Annotated in this window: 15 protein-coding genes and 1 other RNA gene; 10 read left to right on the top strand and 6 right to left on the bottom strand. The window is 69.4% G+C overall.

Going from position 1 to position 15,428, the window contains the following annotated elements:
• The first annotated feature begins 122 nt into the window (after nucleotides 1–122).
• Nucleotides 123–362, top strand: a complete 240-nt coding sequence (locus ACQG07_RS18890; protein ID WP_124769288.1) for a hypothetical protein — start codon at nucleotides 123–125, stop codon at nucleotides 360–362.
• 14 nt (nucleotides 363–376) lie between these two features.
• Here ACQG07_RS18890 and ACQG07_RS18885 read toward each other — a convergent pair whose 3' ends face one another.
• The 3 genes from ACQG07_RS18885 to ACQG07_RS18875 form a co-directional block, all read right to left on the bottom strand.
• A complete protein-coding gene (locus tag ACQG07_RS18885) occupies nucleotides 377–541 on the bottom strand; it encodes a hypothetical protein (RefSeq protein ID WP_164486944.1) in 165 nt (54 codons plus the stop codon).
• A gap of 80 nt (nucleotides 542–621) precedes the next feature.
• Nucleotides 622–1,041 (bottom strand): organic hydroperoxide resistance protein, encoded by a 420-nt coding sequence (locus tag ACQG07_RS18880; RefSeq protein ID WP_064293757.1) that lies wholly within the window; start codon nucleotides 1,039–1,041, stop codon nucleotides 622–624.
• 63 nt (nucleotides 1,042–1,104) lie between these two features.
• The gene (locus tag ACQG07_RS18875) at nucleotides 1,105–2,001 is read right to left on the bottom strand and encodes a LysR family transcriptional regulator ArgP (protein ID WP_426739114.1); all 897 of its coding nucleotides are present in this window, start codon (nucleotides 1,999–2,001) and stop codon (nucleotides 1,105–1,107) included.
• Between the two features lie 71 nt (nucleotides 2,002–2,072).
• Here ACQG07_RS18875 and ACQG07_RS18870 point away from each other — a divergent pair, with 71 nt between their 5' ends.
• The 4 genes from ACQG07_RS18870 to rnpB all read left to right on the top strand — a co-directional run bounded on the left by ACQG07_RS18870 (nucleotide 2,073) and on the right by rnpB (nucleotide 4,762).
• Nucleotides 2,073–2,690, top strand: a complete 618-nt coding sequence (locus ACQG07_RS18870) for a LysE/ArgO family amino acid transporter (RefSeq protein ID WP_124769291.1) — start codon at nucleotides 2,073–2,075, stop codon at nucleotides 2,688–2,690.
• 36 nt (nucleotides 2,691–2,726) lie between these two features.
• A complete protein-coding gene (locus ACQG07_RS18865; protein WP_124769292.1) occupies nucleotides 2,727–3,542 on the top strand; it encodes a Nif3-like dinuclear metal center hexameric protein in 816 nt (271 codons plus the stop codon).
• Between the two features lie 44 nt (nucleotides 3,543–3,586).
• Nucleotides 3,587–4,324, top strand: coding sequence for a zinc ribbon domain-containing protein (locus ACQG07_RS18860; RefSeq protein ID WP_285025556.1), 738 nt, complete (start codon nucleotides 3,587–3,589; stop codon nucleotides 4,322–4,324).
• A gap of 71 nt (nucleotides 4,325–4,395) precedes the next feature.
• Nucleotides 4,396–4,762: RNase P RNA component class A (rnpB, locus tag ACQG07_RS18855), an RNA gene on the top strand.
• Nucleotides 4,763–4,819: 57 nt separating this feature from the next.
• Here rnpB and ppgK read toward each other — a convergent pair.
• Together ppgK and map are read right to left on the bottom strand one after the other, a co-directional pair.
• The gene (gene ppgK, locus ACQG07_RS18850) at nucleotides 4,820–5,596 is read right to left on the bottom strand and encodes a polyphosphate--glucose phosphotransferase (RefSeq protein WP_426739113.1); all 777 of its coding nucleotides are present in this window, start codon (nucleotides 5,594–5,596) and stop codon (nucleotides 4,820–4,822) included.
• A gap of 9 nt (nucleotides 5,597–5,605) precedes the next feature.
• Nucleotides 5,606–6,508 (bottom strand): type I methionyl aminopeptidase, encoded by a 903-nt coding sequence (map, locus tag ACQG07_RS18845; RefSeq protein ID WP_426739112.1) that lies wholly within the window; start codon nucleotides 6,506–6,508, stop codon nucleotides 5,606–5,608.
• 34 nt (nucleotides 6,509–6,542) lie between these two features.
• Here map and ACQG07_RS18840 point away from each other — a divergent pair, with 34 nt between their 5' ends.
• From ACQG07_RS18840 to ACQG07_RS18825, 4 genes are all read left to right on the top strand, one after another.
• A complete protein-coding gene (locus tag ACQG07_RS18840; protein ID WP_064293764.1) occupies nucleotides 6,543–6,728 on the top strand; it encodes a hypothetical protein in 186 nt (61 codons plus the stop codon).
• A 104-nt stretch (nucleotides 6,729–6,832) separates the two neighbouring features.
• Entirely contained in the window at nucleotides 6,833–8,800 is a 1,968-nt protein-coding gene (locus ACQG07_RS18835; protein WP_426739111.1) for a hypothetical protein, read from the top strand.
• 97 nt (nucleotides 8,801–8,897) lie between these two features.
• Nucleotides 8,898–10,253 (top strand): glutamine synthetase family protein, encoded by a 1,356-nt coding sequence (locus tag ACQG07_RS18830; RefSeq protein ID WP_079705870.1) that lies wholly within the window; start codon nucleotides 8,898–8,900, stop codon nucleotides 10,251–10,253.
• A 21-nt stretch (nucleotides 10,254–10,274) separates the two neighbouring features.
• Nucleotides 10,275–13,268 carry a bifunctional [glutamine synthetase] adenylyltransferase/[glutamine synthetase]-adenylyl-L-tyrosine phosphorylase gene (locus tag ACQG07_RS18825; protein ID WP_426739109.1) on the top strand — a complete coding sequence of 998 codons (2,994 nt, stop codon included), beginning with the start codon at nucleotides 10,275–10,277 and terminating at the stop codon, nucleotides 13,266–13,268.
• 75 nt (nucleotides 13,269–13,343) lie between these two features.
• Here the strand turns inward: ACQG07_RS18825 and glnA are convergent, their stop codons facing one another.
• Nucleotides 13,344–14,768 (bottom strand): type I glutamate--ammonia ligase, encoded by a 1,425-nt coding sequence (gene glnA, locus ACQG07_RS18820; protein ID WP_056005986.1) that lies wholly within the window; start codon nucleotides 14,766–14,768, stop codon nucleotides 13,344–13,346.
• 139 nt (nucleotides 14,769–14,907) lie between these two features.
• On the opposite strand from glnA, the gene ACQG07_RS18815 reads away from it, so the two are divergent.
• Nucleotides 14,908–15,339, top strand: a complete 432-nt coding sequence (locus ACQG07_RS18815; RefSeq protein ID WP_191941307.1) for an RDD family protein — start codon at nucleotides 14,908–14,910, stop codon at nucleotides 15,337–15,339.
• Nucleotides 15,340–15,428: the final 89 nt, after the last annotated feature.

The following is a 15,428-nucleotide window of genomic DNA, read 5'->3' as shown; positions in this document are numbered from 1 at the left end:
ATCGGCGGACGGTCGACGGTTCCACGGGCGGAGGAGGATCAGCTCAGAGGATGACGCCACGGGGGCGATGATCGCCCCGGCGTCCGATGTGCCGCCCCCGGGTGTCGACGGACACTGGTGGCATGACCACGCACCTGGACACCAGCCCGAATCTCTTCACCCTGTCCACGCCCCGAGTCGCGCAGACCGAGCGGCTTCAGGTGGCGCGGTCGACGGCTCGACCCCGCGGACGGTTCGGGGCCTTCGTGGGCGTCCTCCTGGGGAACATCGTCCTCTGGAGCACGCTCTTCATCACGATCGGCATCGTGCTCGCGCTGCAACTCGGCATCGTCGGCGTCATCGCCGCGTCGATGTTGCGCTGAGCGCGATCTCCGCGTCAGGTCCCTGAGCCGGCGAGACCCGTACCGGATTCGTCTGCTGCGTCCTCGGCGGGCGCGTCGTCATCCAGCTCCTCGTCCTCGACCACGGCATCCGGGAGCCCCGGCAGCATGGCTGCCGCGCCCTCGTCACGGATGCCTTCGACCGCCCCGAAATCAGACATGATGCTTCCTCTCGATCGTCGTGCCCGCCAGCGTAACCGGCGGACACGACGATCGACAGCCCTTGCGGGCGGGAGCTTCGTCAGTCGACGATCGACACCGTCACGTCGATGTTGCCGCGTGTGGCGTTCGAGTAGGGGCACACCTGGTGCGCCTGGTCGGCCAGCTGCTGGGCTTCATCGTGCGTCACGTTCGGCACGTAGACGTCGAGCTCGACGGCCAGGCCGAAACCGCCCTCACCGTTCGATCCGATGCCGACGCTCGCCGACACCTCGGCGTCCTTCGTGTCGAGCTTCGCGGTGCGCCCGACGGCGTGGAGGGCGCTGAGGAAGCACGCGGCGAAGCCGGCGGCGAACAACTGCTCGGGGTTGGTGCCCTCGCCGCTGCCGCCGAGTTCCTTCGGGGGACGGGTGTCGAAGTCGAGGAGGTCGTCCTCACTGCGGACGTGTCCGTCTCGTCCGCCTCCGGTGGCATGGGCAACTGCTGTGTACGCGATATCCATTGCTCCATCCTTGCACCGTCGTGCGTGCCCGGTGCACCTTCTCCGGGACCTCTCGGCAGTCGTTCAGTGCAGCGTGGATCGGGCCGCGTCGACCACCGCCGTCGTGACGAGCTCGAGCAGCCGGGAGTGGAGTCGCCACTGCTGCCAGAACAGCGGGACGTCGACGCCGCCCGTGTCGTCGAGCACGACGAGCTCGCCCCGGCGCAGCGGCGCGTCGGACTGCGCGTCCGGGAGCATGCCCCAGCCGAGACCGAGGCCGACGGCGGTCGCGAAGTCCGCCGAGGCCGGAACATGGTGTCGCGGCGGGTCGGCGGGGTCGACACCACGTCGTCGGAGGTAGGCGTCCTGGAGATCGTCCTTCCGGTCGAACACGACGACGGGCGCTGCGGTGAGCGCCTGAGCGGTCGCCCCGTCCTCGAACCAGCGTGTCGCGAACGGGGGTGCCGCCATCGGTCGGTAACGCATCCGGCCGAGAGGCCGCACCGTACAGCCCTGGACCGGCTCGGCGTTCGACGTGACCGCGGCCATGACGCTGCCCGCACGGAGGAGGTCGGTCGAATGGTCCTGGTCCTCGCGAGCGAGGTCGAAGACGATCGACTCCCGTGCTGCGACGTCCGCCAGCACGGGCAGCAGCCAGGTGGCGAGGGAGTCGGCGTTCACGACGATCGGGATCACCGCCGGGGTGGCCGGCGTGAGCGGGTCGTCGGCGTGCAACTCGAGCGCCGCGTCGTGACCGAGCAGGTGCACCGCGCGGCCGAGGCGAAGCACGATCTCACCTGACGCCGTGATGGTGATCGGTTTGGTCCGGAGCAGGAGGACCCGTCCGACGCTCTGCTCGAGGGCCTTGATGCGTTGACTGATCGCCGACGGCGTGACCATCAGTTCTCGGGCGGCCGACTCGAAGGTGCCGTGATCGACGGCGGCGACGAAGGCCCGCAGTTGATCGAAGTGGAAATCCATCATAAGAGGATCTTACGATTCATCAGAATATTGAACTGGATTCATCATGCTGCGCCTCTTACGGTCGGAGCATGACCTCTGCACTGCAGGCCGCGATCGCGGGCCTCGGCCTCGGCCTCTCACTCATCGTGGCCATCGGCGCCCAGAACGCCTTCGTCCTCCGGCAGGGCATCCGGCGCGAGCACGTCCTGCCGGTCGTCCTCGTGTGCGCACTCTCCGACGCGGTGCTCATCATCGCCGGTGTCAGCGGCATCGGCTTCGTCGTGGAGCGGTTCCCCGTGGTCCTCGTCGTCCTCCGTTGGGCCGGCGCGGCCTTCCTACTCGGCTACGGACTGCTGGCCGCACGCCGTGCGCTCGCCCCGTCCGGTCTCGCCGCCGACCGCGGTGGCAACGGCCTCTCACTCAGGGCGGCGGTGCTCACCGTGGTCGGCCTCACCTGGCTGAACCCCCACGTGTACCTCGACACCGTCCTCCTCCTCGGCTCGATCGCGAACACGCACGGGGAGGTGGGGCGGTGGTGGTTCGCCGCCGGCGCGGTCCTCGGGAGCATCCTGTGGTTCACCGCTCTGGGGTACGGCGCTCGGTTGCTCCGCGGGGTCTTCGCGAAGCCCGTGGCCTGGCGCATCCTCGACGTCGCGATCGCGCTCGTCATGATCGCCCTCGCGATCATGCTCGTCCTGCGCCCCTGAGCGTGCTGGAGGGTGCCTGGTTAGGATTGCCGGGTGATGAGAACCCTGCGTGAGGTCAACACGGTCGTCGAGCGCCTCTGGCCACTGTCCGGAGCCGAGGACTGGGACGCCCCGGGGCTCCTCGTCGGCGACCCGGACCAGCCGGTCGGGCATGTGCTCCTGGCGGTCGACGCGGTCGGCGTGACCGTCGACGAGGTGCTCGAGCGCCCCGACGGTCTGCTGCTGGTCCACCACCCGCTGCTGATGCGTGGTGTCACGACCGTGGCGGGTGACCGGTACAAGGGGTCGCTCATCACGCGCCTGATCCGTGGCGGCGCCGGACTCATCGCCGCACACACCAACGCCGACGTCGTCGTCGACGGGACCTCGGACGTCCTCGCGCAACGTCTCGGCCTCCACGACCCGGCTCCGATCGTCCCGGCCGCCGACGGCCTGACCGGGTTGGGTCGGGTCGGCGACCTCCCGGAGGAGACGACGCTCGGCGCGATCGCACGTGCCCTCGCCGAGATCCTGCCGGCGACCGCCACCGGGGTCCGTGCCTCCGGCGACTACGACCAGGCCGTCCGGAGGATCGCGCTCTGCGGGGGAGCGGGTGACTCGCTCCTGTCCCACCCCGCGGTCCGCGCGGCCGACGTGTACATCACGGCCGACCTCCGCCATCACCCGGCGTCCGAGGCCCGGGAACAGGCACTCCTCGGCGGCGGGCCGGCCCTCGTCGACGTCTCCCACTGGGCGAGCGAGTGGCTGTGGCTGGAGGGGGCCGCCGACGCGCTCCGACGAGAGCTCCCGGGACTCGACGTCCGGGTCAGCGAGCTGCGTACCGACCCGTGGGACTTCGTCGTCACCCAGTAGTCGGCGCGGCCGGTAGGGTGATGAGTCGAGAGTTTGGAACAGACGTGAAAGCCAGCCCAGCAGACCAGAAGACGTTGCTCACCCTGCAGAGCATCGACACCGGCGTGCAGCGCACCGCCCACCGCGCGGCGAACCTCCCCGAGGCCGCGCGCATCGCGCAGCTCCAGGCCGAGATCGAGACCGTCCGCCTCCGTCGCCTGGAGCGGGTCGGCGTCCGCGACGACGCACAGACCGAGCTCGGGCGCATCGAGTCCGACGTCGCCGTCGTCGCGGCCCGCATGAAGCGCGACGCCGACCGTCTCCAGTCGTCGACCTCCGTCAAGGACGTCGAAGCGCTGCAGAGCGAGATCGCCTCGTTGCAGAACCGGCAGAACAACCTCGAGGAGATCCAGCTGAACGTCATGGAGCGGGTGGAGGCCGCGGAGGACGCCGTCGCCCAGGTCGACGCCGAGCGCGCCGGACTCCAGGAACTCCTCGACGAGGTCGTCGCGAAGCGCGACGCCGAACTCGTCGAACTCGAGGCCGAACGGGCACGACTCACCGCCGACCGCGAGTCTCTCGCACCCGGCATCCCCGCCGACCTCCTGGCCCTCTACGACCAGCGCCGCGCCCGCGGCGGTATCGGTGCAGCACTGTTCCGCGCCGGCACCTGCGGCGCATGCAAGATGTCACTCACCGGCAACGACCTCCAGGCCGTCCGCGCAGCACCGTCCGAAGACGTCGTGCAGTGCCCGGAGTGCGCCGCGATCGTCGTGCGGACGGACGAGTCCGGCCTCATCTGAGCCGGACGCGGTCTGCACCACACCGGCGGTCCGCGGCCGCTGTCACGGGCCGGTAGACTCGTCTCCGTGAACGGGCCGGCTAGACGGTCGCGTCACCGAGACCTCCGGGTGTCGGTGCCGAGGAACGTCCGGGCTCCACAGAGCAGGGCGGTGGGTAACACCCACCCGGGGTGACCCGCGAGACAGTGCCACAGAGAACAGACCGCCGTGGGCGACCACGGTCAGGGTGAAACGGTGGGGTAAGAGCCCACCAGCGACCGGGGTGACCCGGTCGGCTCGGTAAACCTCGTCCGGAGCAAGGTCAACAGGGAACGCTGAGGCTGCTCGCCAAGTTCCCGGGTAGACCGCTAGAGGGCGGCGGCAACGTCGTCCCGAGAGAGATGGCCGTCCAAACGCGAGAGCGTGGGACAGAACCCGGCGTACCGGTCGACCCGTTCACACCCAACGCCCACTACGTGCGCTGCGACGGAACCGCCGCAGCGCGCCCCGCAGTGCTCAGGCGATGCGTTCGGCGGGGCCGGCGGCGAGCGCGGCTGCGCCGAGGATGCCCGCGTTGTTGCGGTGCACGGCGGGGATGATCGGGGTGTCGAGCTTCAGGAGCGGCAGGAAGTGGTCCGCGTGCTTGGACACGCCGCCGCCCACCACGAACTGATCGGGCGAGAAGAGGAACTCGAGGCGCTCGTAGTACTTCTGGAGGCGCTTGGCCCACTTCTCCCAGCTCAGGTCCTCGCGCTCCTTGACCGCGTAGGACGCCCGCGTCTCGGCGTCTTTGCCGTCGATCTCCAGGTGCCCGAGTTCCGCGTTCGGGATCAACGTGCGGTTGTAGATGAGCGCCGTGCCGATGCCGGTGCCGAGCGTCGTCAGGATCGTGAGGCCGCTCGCGCCCTTGGCCGCGCCGAACTCCGTCTCGGCGTATCCGGCCGCGTCGGCGTCGTTCACGAAGGTGATCTCACGCCCGAGGCCCTGCTCGAACAGCTGCTCGGCTTCGAGGCCGATCCAGGCGTCGGAGACGTTCGCCGCGGACATCGTCCGGCCGTTGCGGACGATCGCGGGGAAGCAGACGCCGAGCGGGAGTCCGTCGGAGGCCGGGGACAGCTGGTCGAGCACGTCGCGCACCGTCACGACGATGTCCTTCGGCTCGCCACCCTTCGGCGTGGGGATCTTCACCCGATCGGTGAGGAGGGCACCCGTCGTGAGATCGACGACCGCACCTTTGATGCCGGTCCCTCCGATATCGATGCCGACGGCGGACCGGGGAGCTGCGTTCGTCATGCGTCCAGCCTAGAGCGCCGCGGGCGCTGCGGCGGTGTCGATCGGGGTCGGAAGCGTGAGGATCTCTGCGCCGCGTTCGGTGACGACGAGCGTGTGCTCGAACTGTGCGGTCAACGACCGGTCGCGCGTCGTGACCGTCCAATCGTCGTCCCACTGCTCCCAGTCCTGGGAGCCGATCGTGAGCATCGGCTCGATCGTGAACACCATGCCCGGCTCCATCACCGTGTCGTACAGCGGCGCGGCGTCGTAGTGGGGGACGATCAGCCCCGAGTGGAAGGACCGGCCGACACCGTGGCCCGTGAAGTCGCGGACGACGCCGTACCCGAACCGCTTCGCGTAGGACTCGATCGCACGACCGATGACGTTGATCTGCCGGCCGGGGGCGACGGCCTTGATACCGCGGTTGAGGGCTTCCCGGGTGCGCTCGACGAGGAGACGGGTGTCGTCGGCGACGTCGCCGACGAGGAAGGTCACGTTGCTGTCGCCGTGCACGCCGTCGAGGTAGGCGGTGATGTCGATGTTCACGAGGTCGCCCTCGCGCAAAGCGGTGTCGTCGGGGATGCCGTGGCAGACGACCTCGTTGACCGAACTGCAGATCGACTTGGGGTAGCCGCGGTACCCGAGCGTCGACGGATAGGCGCCCGCACCGATGACGAACGCGTGTCCGATGGCGTCCAGTTCATCGGTGGTCACCCCGGGGCGGACCGCCGCGCCGACGGCCTGGATCGCATCGGCGGCGATGGTCCCGGCGATCCGGATGCGTTCGATCTCCTCAGCCGAATACAGGTCGCCCCGGGCGTCGGTGGCCGGTGCGGCGCGGCCGACGTACTCGGGGCGGACGATCGTCTCCGGCACCGATCGGGGGCGGCCGACGCGACCGGGGATCAGGTGACCTGCGGTGTCGAAAGGCATAGGATCAAGCCTAACCGAGCAGGGGAGACGCGCCGTGGCGAAGGAACCATCCGAGCAGTACTGGTACAACACGAAGACCGGTCAGGTCGAGTTCGGCTTCGAGTCGAGTGTCGTCGACCGCGTCGGTCCCTTCGAGACGGCTGCGGAGGCCTCGCACGCACTCGAGCGACTGCGTGCCAACAGCGCGAAGTGGGACGCCGACGAGGCTGCCGAGGACTGAGCCACCCGGGTCGCAACGCGAGCGGATTGCGGGTAAGCCCTCTTCCGCAGGCGTGGTGTGATCCGCCAGGATGGGCCGAGCGATGAAGCTCGAGCGGGGGGAACATGCACAGGATCGACCGTCCGCGGAGGCGACCGATCGCCGTCGGACGAGGTGCCGTCGCGGCCCTCACTCTCGGACTCCTGCTCATGCCGACGTCGCCAGCCGGTGCAGCGCCGACGGTCGCCGCTGAGGTCAGTACCGCCGAGTGCGTCACCGCGGTGCCCGGTGGTTCCCGCTGCGGCGTGTTGACGGTGCCCCTGTCGCGCGCGGTGCCGGACTCGGCGGAGGCGACCCTGCCGTACGTGCTCGTACCGGCCGCCCTCGAGACCGGGCGATCGCCGCTCGTCTACCTCGCCGGCGGGTCGGCGCTCTCGACGCTCGACATCCAGCAGCTCGCGGTCGAGGGCGGGCTTGCCGCCGACCGCGACGTGGTGTTCGTCGAACGCCGGGGCGGTCGCGACGCCACGCCGTCGCTCGACTGTGCGCCGGCGACCGCCGCCATCCGCGCTTCGCTCGGCGCTGACGGGGACCGTGCAACCCGCGTCGCCGCGGTCGGCGGCGCTTTCGCCTCCTGCGCCGCGGCCTGGCAGGAGGACGGCGTCGTGCCGAGCGACTTCGGCGTCGCGCCTGCGGCGGCGGACCTCCGCGACCTCCGGCAGCAGCTGGGCTACGCGCGATGGGCCATCCTGGCCGTGGGCTCGTCGGCCGGCGTGGCCCTCGCGGCGTCCGACGCCGATCCGGGTGGTGTCGACGGTGTCGTCCTCGACGGCCCCGACCTGGGTGCACCCGGGATCGTCTCCGCGGGCGGTGTGGCGGCCTCCCTGGCCGTCGTACGTGAGCGCGGCGTCGAGCCGCAGGGTCCCGTTCCGTCCCCGCCGGCGGCACCACAGGCCGCCGCCGCCGAGGAACCGGAGTCCGCGACCCCGGACACCGCGCCGACCGAGGTCTCACGTTCGGCCGGGATCCTCACCGCCGCCACCGATGCGCTCGTCGCCGCACCGCACCGCACCTCCGGACCGCGGCCGATCACCCTCGGTGGCGACGCGCTCTTGGCGATCGCCTCACACGCCTTGTCCGATCCCACCGCCCAGGCGGCACTCCCGGTGCTCCTGAGCTCGGTCGCGGACGGCGACAGCACGGTGCTGGATCCCGTGGCGAACGATGCGATCGCCGAGCTGACCGACCCCGAAGGCATCCTCGACCGCGTGCTCGGGTGTTCGACGACCGGCTGGCCTGGGGCGATCGAACGCTCGGACGCGGAGGTCACCACGCCGACGTTGCTGGACGACGTCGCGGCCGCCGCCTGCTCCTCGTTCGCCGTGGGTGCGACGCCGCCGCCGGGAGCGATCGGGACGTCGGTCTTCGTGCTCAGCGCACCGGAACAGGCCGCCGCCCTCGTCGTCCCCCTCGCCGACGGCACGGCGGACGCCCTCGTGGCGGTCTTCCCCGGGTCGGGAGCCGTCCCATCGGTCAGCAGTGCGTGCGCGCGGGTCGCGGTGCGCGCGTGGCTCAGCGATCCGGCGAGCTATCGGGCGGCGCTCTGCGACGCCGACGACGCGGCCGTCGCCGTCGTCGATCGAGCCGATGTCGCGGCGAGCCCGCGATGGGCCGAGCAGACCTCGTCGGACACCGGTGGCGGGTGGCTGCTACTGGTGCTGCCCATCCTGTTCGGGCTCGTGGCCATCGGATGGTCCGTGGCGTGGGGCTACCGGTTGATCACCCAGGCGCTTCGGCGCCAGCCGGTCCAGGACGGCCTCCTGCTGGGGATCGCTCCGGTGTTCGGAGCGACGTGGGCGATCGGCGGAGCCGTCGTGCTCGTCCGTGCGGCTGCCTCGAGTCCGGCGATCGCTCTCGTCGGGGTGCCCGCCGCCTTGCCGTGGCTCTCCATCGCCCTCCTCGTGAGTTGCCTCGGGCTGGTGCCCGTCTGGCAAGGGGCCCACCGTGGATCGCGGCTGCGGATCGCCGCCCTCTCACTGCTGTGGGCGGCGACGGCCGGCTGGACCGCACTCTTCGTCCTCGCCTGGTGGTGAGCCGTGGATCGCCCACGCCCGGCGCGCGCTGATGAGCGGGAACCGGGACGGAGCCAGTAGCCTAGACACGGGCCGCCGGCCGAAGGAAGAGGGGCAGATGGATAAGCAGCGCGACTTCGTTCTCCGCACGATCGAGGAGCGGGGCGTCAAGTTCGTCCGGCTGTGGTTCACCGATGTCGTCGGGACGCTCAAGTCCGTCGCGATCGCCCCGGCCGAAGTGGAAGGCGCGTTCTCCGAGGGCCTCGGCTTCGACGGATCGGCGATCGAGGGGCTCAGCCGCTCCTACGAGTCGGACCTCCTGGCCCACCCCGATCCGACGACCTTCCAGATCCTGCCGTGGCGCGGCGAGATCGACCCGACGGCGCGCATGTTCTGCGACATCACGACGCCTGACGGCCAGCCCGCCGTCGCCGACCCGCGGAACGTCTTGAAGCGCACCCTGGCGAAGGCCGCCGACATGGGGTTCACGTTCTACACGCACCCCGAGATCGAGTTCTACCTGCTGAAGTCCTCGCAGTACGGCGTCGACGGACCGGAGCCGGTCGACTCCGCGGGCTACTTCGACAACGTCCCCGGTGGCACCGCGCACGACTTCCGTCGACGTTCCGTCCGGATGCTCGAGGACCTCGGGATCTCCGTCGAGTTCAGCCACCATGAGGCGGGACCCGGCCAGAACGAGATCGACCTGCGGTACGCCGACGCCCTGACGACGGCCGACAACATCATGACCTTCCGCACCGTCGTGAAGGAGGTGGCGATCGAGCAGGGCGTCTACGCGACGTTCATGCCGAAGCCGCTCGTCCACCAGCCCGGCAGCGGCATGCACACGCACATGTCGTTGTTCGAGGGCGACTCGAACGCCTTCTACGAGGCGGGTGCGCAGTACCAGCTCTCGAAGACGGGCCGGCAGTTCATCGCCGGACTCCTGACGCACGCTCCGGAGATCACCGCGGTGACGAACCAGTTCGTGAACTCCTACAAGCGACTCTGGGGTGGCGTCGGACCGAACAAGCTGTCCGAGGCCCCGAGCTTCGTCTGCTGGGGCCACAACAACCGCTCCGCACTCGTGCGCGTGCCGCTGTACAAGCCCAACAAGGGCCAGAGCGCTCGGGTCGAGTACCGCGCCATCGACTCCGCCGCCAACCCGTACCTCGCCTTCTCGCTCATGCTCGCCGCTGGGCTGAAGGGCATCGAGGAGGGCTACGAGCTCCCGCCGGAGGCCGAGGACAACGTCTGGACCCTCTCCGACACCGAGCGTCGGGCACTGGGATACAACGCCCTTCCCGCCAGCCTCGATCGCGCGGTCAGCCTGATGGAGGGTTCCGAACTCGTGGCGGAGACGCTCGGCGAGCAGGTGTTCAACTACGTCCTGCTGAACAAGCGACAGGAATGGCACGAGTACCGGGCCCAGGTGACCCCCTTCGAGTTGGCCAGCAACCTGGAGATGCTCTAGACGAGGGGACCGGTCGGTCGCATGGTCCGCGAGAACATCTCTCTGAGTACGCTCGCCCGACTCGGGTTCACCGGTCTGGGTGAGGCCCGGGACCGGCTGGACGAGCTCGCCGAGCTCGTCCAGCTCGACCCGGCGTCGCTGTCGCCCTCCTTCGCCGTCGCGGCCGACCCCGACGCCGCGCTGGTCGGTGTGCTGATGGTCGGTCGGAAGTCACCCGACGAGCTGTCGGCGCTCCTGGCGGACCAGGCCTCGGCCGAGCGACTGTTCCGACTGTTCGGCGCCTCGCAGGGGTTCATCGACTTCTTCCTCCGCCACCCCGACCAGCTGTCGGTGTTCGAGTTGCCGGTCACCCGCGTCCCGACGCTGCAGGAGGCGCGCGACGAACTGCTCGCGAGCGTCGGTGCCGAGGACGGCTTCGCCGCGATCGTCGAGGAGCCGGCCTGGGACGCGATCCGCGTGGTCTACCGCCGACTGCTCGCAGAGGTCGCCCTCTTCGACCTCTGCGCCCCGGACCCGATCGTCGTGCTCGACCGGGTCGCCAGTGCCCTCTCCGATCTCGCAGCGGGTGCGTTGGAGGCCTCCATCGCCGTCGCACGCACGCAGACGAGCGGCCCGAGGGGGCCCGGCGTGTACCCGCGCGAGGAGGTCGCGGCCACCCGCTTCGCCATCATCGGCATGGGCAAGGCGGGCGCACGAGAACTGAACTACGTCTCCGACGTCGACGTCATCTTCGTCGGTGAGGGTTCGGGCGACGACGAGGACGGGCTCGACAACGGGCGTGCCGTCGAGATCGCCACCCGGCTCGCGGTCCTCACCATGCGCGGTCTCGGACAGGCTGGTCTCGAGCCGAGCCTGTGGGAGGTCGATCCGAACCTCCGTCCGGAGGGGAAGGCCGGCGCCCTCGTCCGCACGCTCGAGTCGCATCTCGTCTACTACGACCGCTGGGCGAAGAGCTGGGAGTTCCAGGCCCTCCTCAAGGCACGGGCCCTCGCCGGCGATCCCGACCTCGGTGCCCGCTACATCGAGGCGGTGCAGCCGAAGGTGTGGGGGAGTGCGTCCCGCGAGGGCTTCGTCGAATCCGTGCAGCGCATGCGCGAACGGGTCACCGAACACATTCCGGCGGAGGACGTCCACTACCAACTGAAACTCGGCCCGGGCGGGCTCCGCGACATCGAGTTCACGGTCCAACTGCTGCAGCTCGTCCACGGACAGCTCGACGACTCCGTGCATCAACGCGGAACCCTCGCCGCCCTCGACGGCCTCGCGACCGCCGGATACATCGGTCGAGCCGAGGCGCAGGAGTTCGCGCACGACTACCGCCTGCTCCGTGTGCTCGAACACCGCCTGCAGCTGACGCGCCTGCAGCGCACGCACATGATGCCGCGCGACGAGCCGTCGCTCCGCTCCCTGGCCCGGTCGAGCACGCTCGCGACGACCGCACAGGCCCTCGTCACGCGCTGGGAGGCCACGAAGCACGGTGTCCGGCAGCTGCACGAGCGGTTGTTCTACCGTCCGCTACTCTCGGCGGTCGCGGCCCTGCCCGAGAGCGGTCTGAGTCTGACGAGCGGTCAGGCGGAGGCGCGACTCGCGGCGATCGGCTTCGTCGACCCCCGCGGGGCGCTCGCCCACATCGGGGCGCTCACCGCCGGTGTGTCTCGACGCGCCAACATCCAGCGGCATCTGCTCCCCGTGATGCTCGGCTGGTTCGCGGACGGCGCCGACCCCGACTACGGATTGCTCGCGTTCCGACGGCTCAGCGAGTCCCTCGGCGAGTCGCACTGGTTCCTGCGGATGCTCCGCGACTCCTCAGGCGCGGCCGAGCGGCTCACGCGGGTCCTCTCGGGGTCCCGGTTCATCGGCGAGCTCATGGACCGCATCCCCGAGTCGGCCGCTTGGCTCGCGGGGGACGAGGACCTCCTCCCACGATTGTCGTCCGCGCTCGGCGAGGAGATCGCCGCCATCCTCAGACGACACGACTCACCGGACACCGCAGCCGCCGCCATCCGCGCGGTGCGGCGACGCGAAGTCCTCCGGCTGGCGATGTCGTCGACCGTCGGGATGCTGGACGTGCAGGGCCTCGCAGCCGGACTGACGGACGTGTCGACGGCCACGCTCGCAGGGCTCCTCGGCGCCGTCAGACGCATCGGCGGCCTCGGCGCGGACATCGAGTTCGCCATCATCGCCATGGGCCGCTACGGCGGCGCAGAGCTCGGCCTTGGTTCGGACCTCGACGTCCTCTACGTGTTCCGGCCGAAGGACGGGGTCGACACCCAGGATGCACAGCGCCAGGCCGGAGCGATCGCCGCAGAACTCAAGCGTCTGAGCGAGGACGCCCGGCTCCCGCTCGACCTCGACCTCGACCTCCGTCCCGAGGGGAAGAACGGTCCGCTCGTGCGCTCCCTCGACTCCTACCGCAACTACTACGCGCGCTGGTCCCTCACATGGGAGGCGCAGGCGCTGCTCCGCGCCGCCGGAGTCGTGGGCGACACCGAGCTCATCGAGGCGTTCACCGAGGTGGCGGACACGGTCCGCTATCCAGCCGCGATCAGTGAGCAGTCCGTCCGCGAGGTCAAGCGGATCAAGGCACGTGTCGAGAACGAGCGGCTGCCGCAGGGCGCCGACCCGACGAGACACCTGAAGCTCGGGCGCGGCTCGCTCAGCGACGTCGAGTGGTTCGTGCAGCTCCTCCAGCTCGAGCACGGGGCGGCGGTGCCGTCGTTGCGAACCACCTCGACGCTCCGAGCGCTCGACGCGGCGGTGGAGGCGGATCTCGTCGACCGGGAGTCCGCCGAACGACTCCGTGAGGCCTGGATCCTCGCGTCGCGGATCCGCTCGGCCATGACGCTGTGGTTGAACAAGACGCAGGACGTGCTGCCGAGCGACCGACAACAGCTCGAAGGTGTGGCGCGGCTCCTGGAATACCCGACCGGGTCGGCGAGTCTCCTGGAACAGGACTACCTCGCGGCCACCCGGCGCGCCCGGACGGTCTTCGAGCACGGCTTCTACGGCATCTGAGCCGATCGCCTCGACCACACGGAACCGCCCGCCATCCGAGAGGATGACGGGCGGTTCGCGGTGCAGCAGGTGTCGTCAGACGCCGTAGTACAGCTCGAACTCGAACGGGTGCGGGCGCTGGGCCAGCGGCTTGATCTCGTTCTCGCGCTTGTACTGGATCCAGGTCTCGATCAGCTCCGGCGTGAAGACGTTGCCGGCGAGGAGGAACTCGTGGTCCGCCTCGAGTGCCTCGAGCGCAGCGCCGAGCGATGCGGGCACCTGCGGGATGTTCTTGGCCTCCTCGGGGGGAAGCTCGTAGAGGTCCTTGTCGACGGGCTCGTGCGGCTCGATGCGGTTCTTGATGCCGTCGAGGCCGGCCATCAGCTGAGCGGCGAACGCGAGGTACGGGTTGCCGGAGGCGTCGGGCGCGCGGAACTCGATGCGCTTGGCCTTCGGGTTCGTGCCCGTGATCGGGATACGGATCGACGCCGAGCGGTTACCGGCCGAGTAGACCAGGTTGACGGGGGCCTCGAAGCCGGGGACCAGGCGGTGGTAGGAGTTCACCGTCGGGTTCGTGAACGCCAGGACGGCCGGGGCGTGCTTCAGCAGGCCACCGATGTACCAGCGGGCGAGGTCGGACAGGCCGCCGTAGCCGTTCTCGTCGTAGAAGAGCGGCTTGCCGTCGCTCCACAGCGACTGGTGCGTGTGCATGCCCGAGCCGTTGTCGCCGAAGAGCGGCTTCGGCATGAACGTCGCGGTCTTGCCCCACAGCTCAGCCGTGTTCTTCACGATGTACTTGAACTTGAGGATGTCGTCCGCCGCGGCGACCATGGTGTCGAAGCGGTAGTTGATCTCGGCCTGGCCGCCGGTGCCCACCTCGTGGTGCGCGCGCTCGAGGATGAGGCCGGCGTCGATCAGCTTGAGGCTGATGTCGTCGCGGAGGTCGGCCTGCTTGTCGACGGGGCTGACGGGGAAGTAGCCACCCTTGTAGGGCGTCTTGTTGCCGAGGTTGCCGCCCTCTTCGGCGCGCCCGGTGTTCCAGGCTCCCTCTTCGGAGTCCACCGAGTAGAAGCTCGAGTGCTGGTTCACCTCGTATCGGACGTCGTCGAAGATGTAGAACTCGGCCTCGGGCGCGAAGAACGCGGTGTCGGCGATGCCGGTCGAGGCGAGGTACTTCTCAGCCTTCTTGGCGACCTGACGCGGGTCCTTGGAGTAGATCTCGCCGTTGCGGGGGTTGTAGATGTCGAACACCATGATGAGCGTGCGCTCGGCACGGAAGGCGTCGATGTAAGCGGTGGAGACATCCGGGATGAGCTGCATGTCCGACTCGTGGATGTTGGCGAAGCCACGGATGGACGAACCATCGAAGAGCTGGCCGACGGTGAAGAACTCCTCGTCGACGGTGCTGGCCGGGATGTTGAAGTGCTGCTGCACGCCGGGAAGGTCCGTGAAGCGGATGTCGAGGAACTTGACATCGGTGTCCTTGATGAACTTGAGCACTTCGGAAGAATCACTGAACATGTGAATGGCTCCAAATGGGGTTGGTACAGGGAGGCTGCACAGCGCAGCCATCTGTGAGACTACGGGGAGGGGGTTACCCCGCCATGACACCCATGTTTCGTGGATGTTACGAGAATCCCCGCCCGAATAGAATGGCACAGTGCCCCACACCCCGCAGAATCCACGGACCTTCGGAGAGCTTCCTCCCAGCGCCTTCCCCGGTGAACGCCTGGGACTCCCGGAGAGCGGCGTCAGGTCGGTCGCGCGGGTCGGTCGGCGGATCACCGCCCTCGTCATCGACTGGGCCCTGGCGGTCGTCCTCTCCGTCGCGTTCTTCGCCTACGACGCCACCGCGACGCTCGTGATCTTCGCCATCATGCAGTTCGTGTTCATCCCGACCATCGGCGGCAGTCTCGGCCATCGCCTCTGCGGGATGCGTCTCATGCCGTTGACCGGCGGGTGGGTCGGACTCTGGCGGCCGGCCGTCCGGACGGTGCTCCTCTGCGTGGTCGTTCCAGCGCTCGTCTGGGATTCGGACCAGCGCGGCTTCCACGACAAGGTCGCCGGCACGGTGCTCCTGCGGGTGCGCTGAACGCAGCCGGAAACGCGAACGGCCGCCCCTGTCTCTTATACACATCTCCGAGCCCACGAGACTTAATACAAGATCTCGTATGACGTCTT

Origin of the sequence: Plantibacter sp. 2H11-2, assembly GCF_050031945.1 — a bacterium.
GTDB classification, from domain to species: domain Bacteria; phylum Actinomycetota; class Actinomycetes; order Actinomycetales; family Microbacteriaceae; genus Plantibacter; species Plantibacter auratus.
This window is presented reverse-complemented; position numbering and strand designations above follow the sequence as displayed.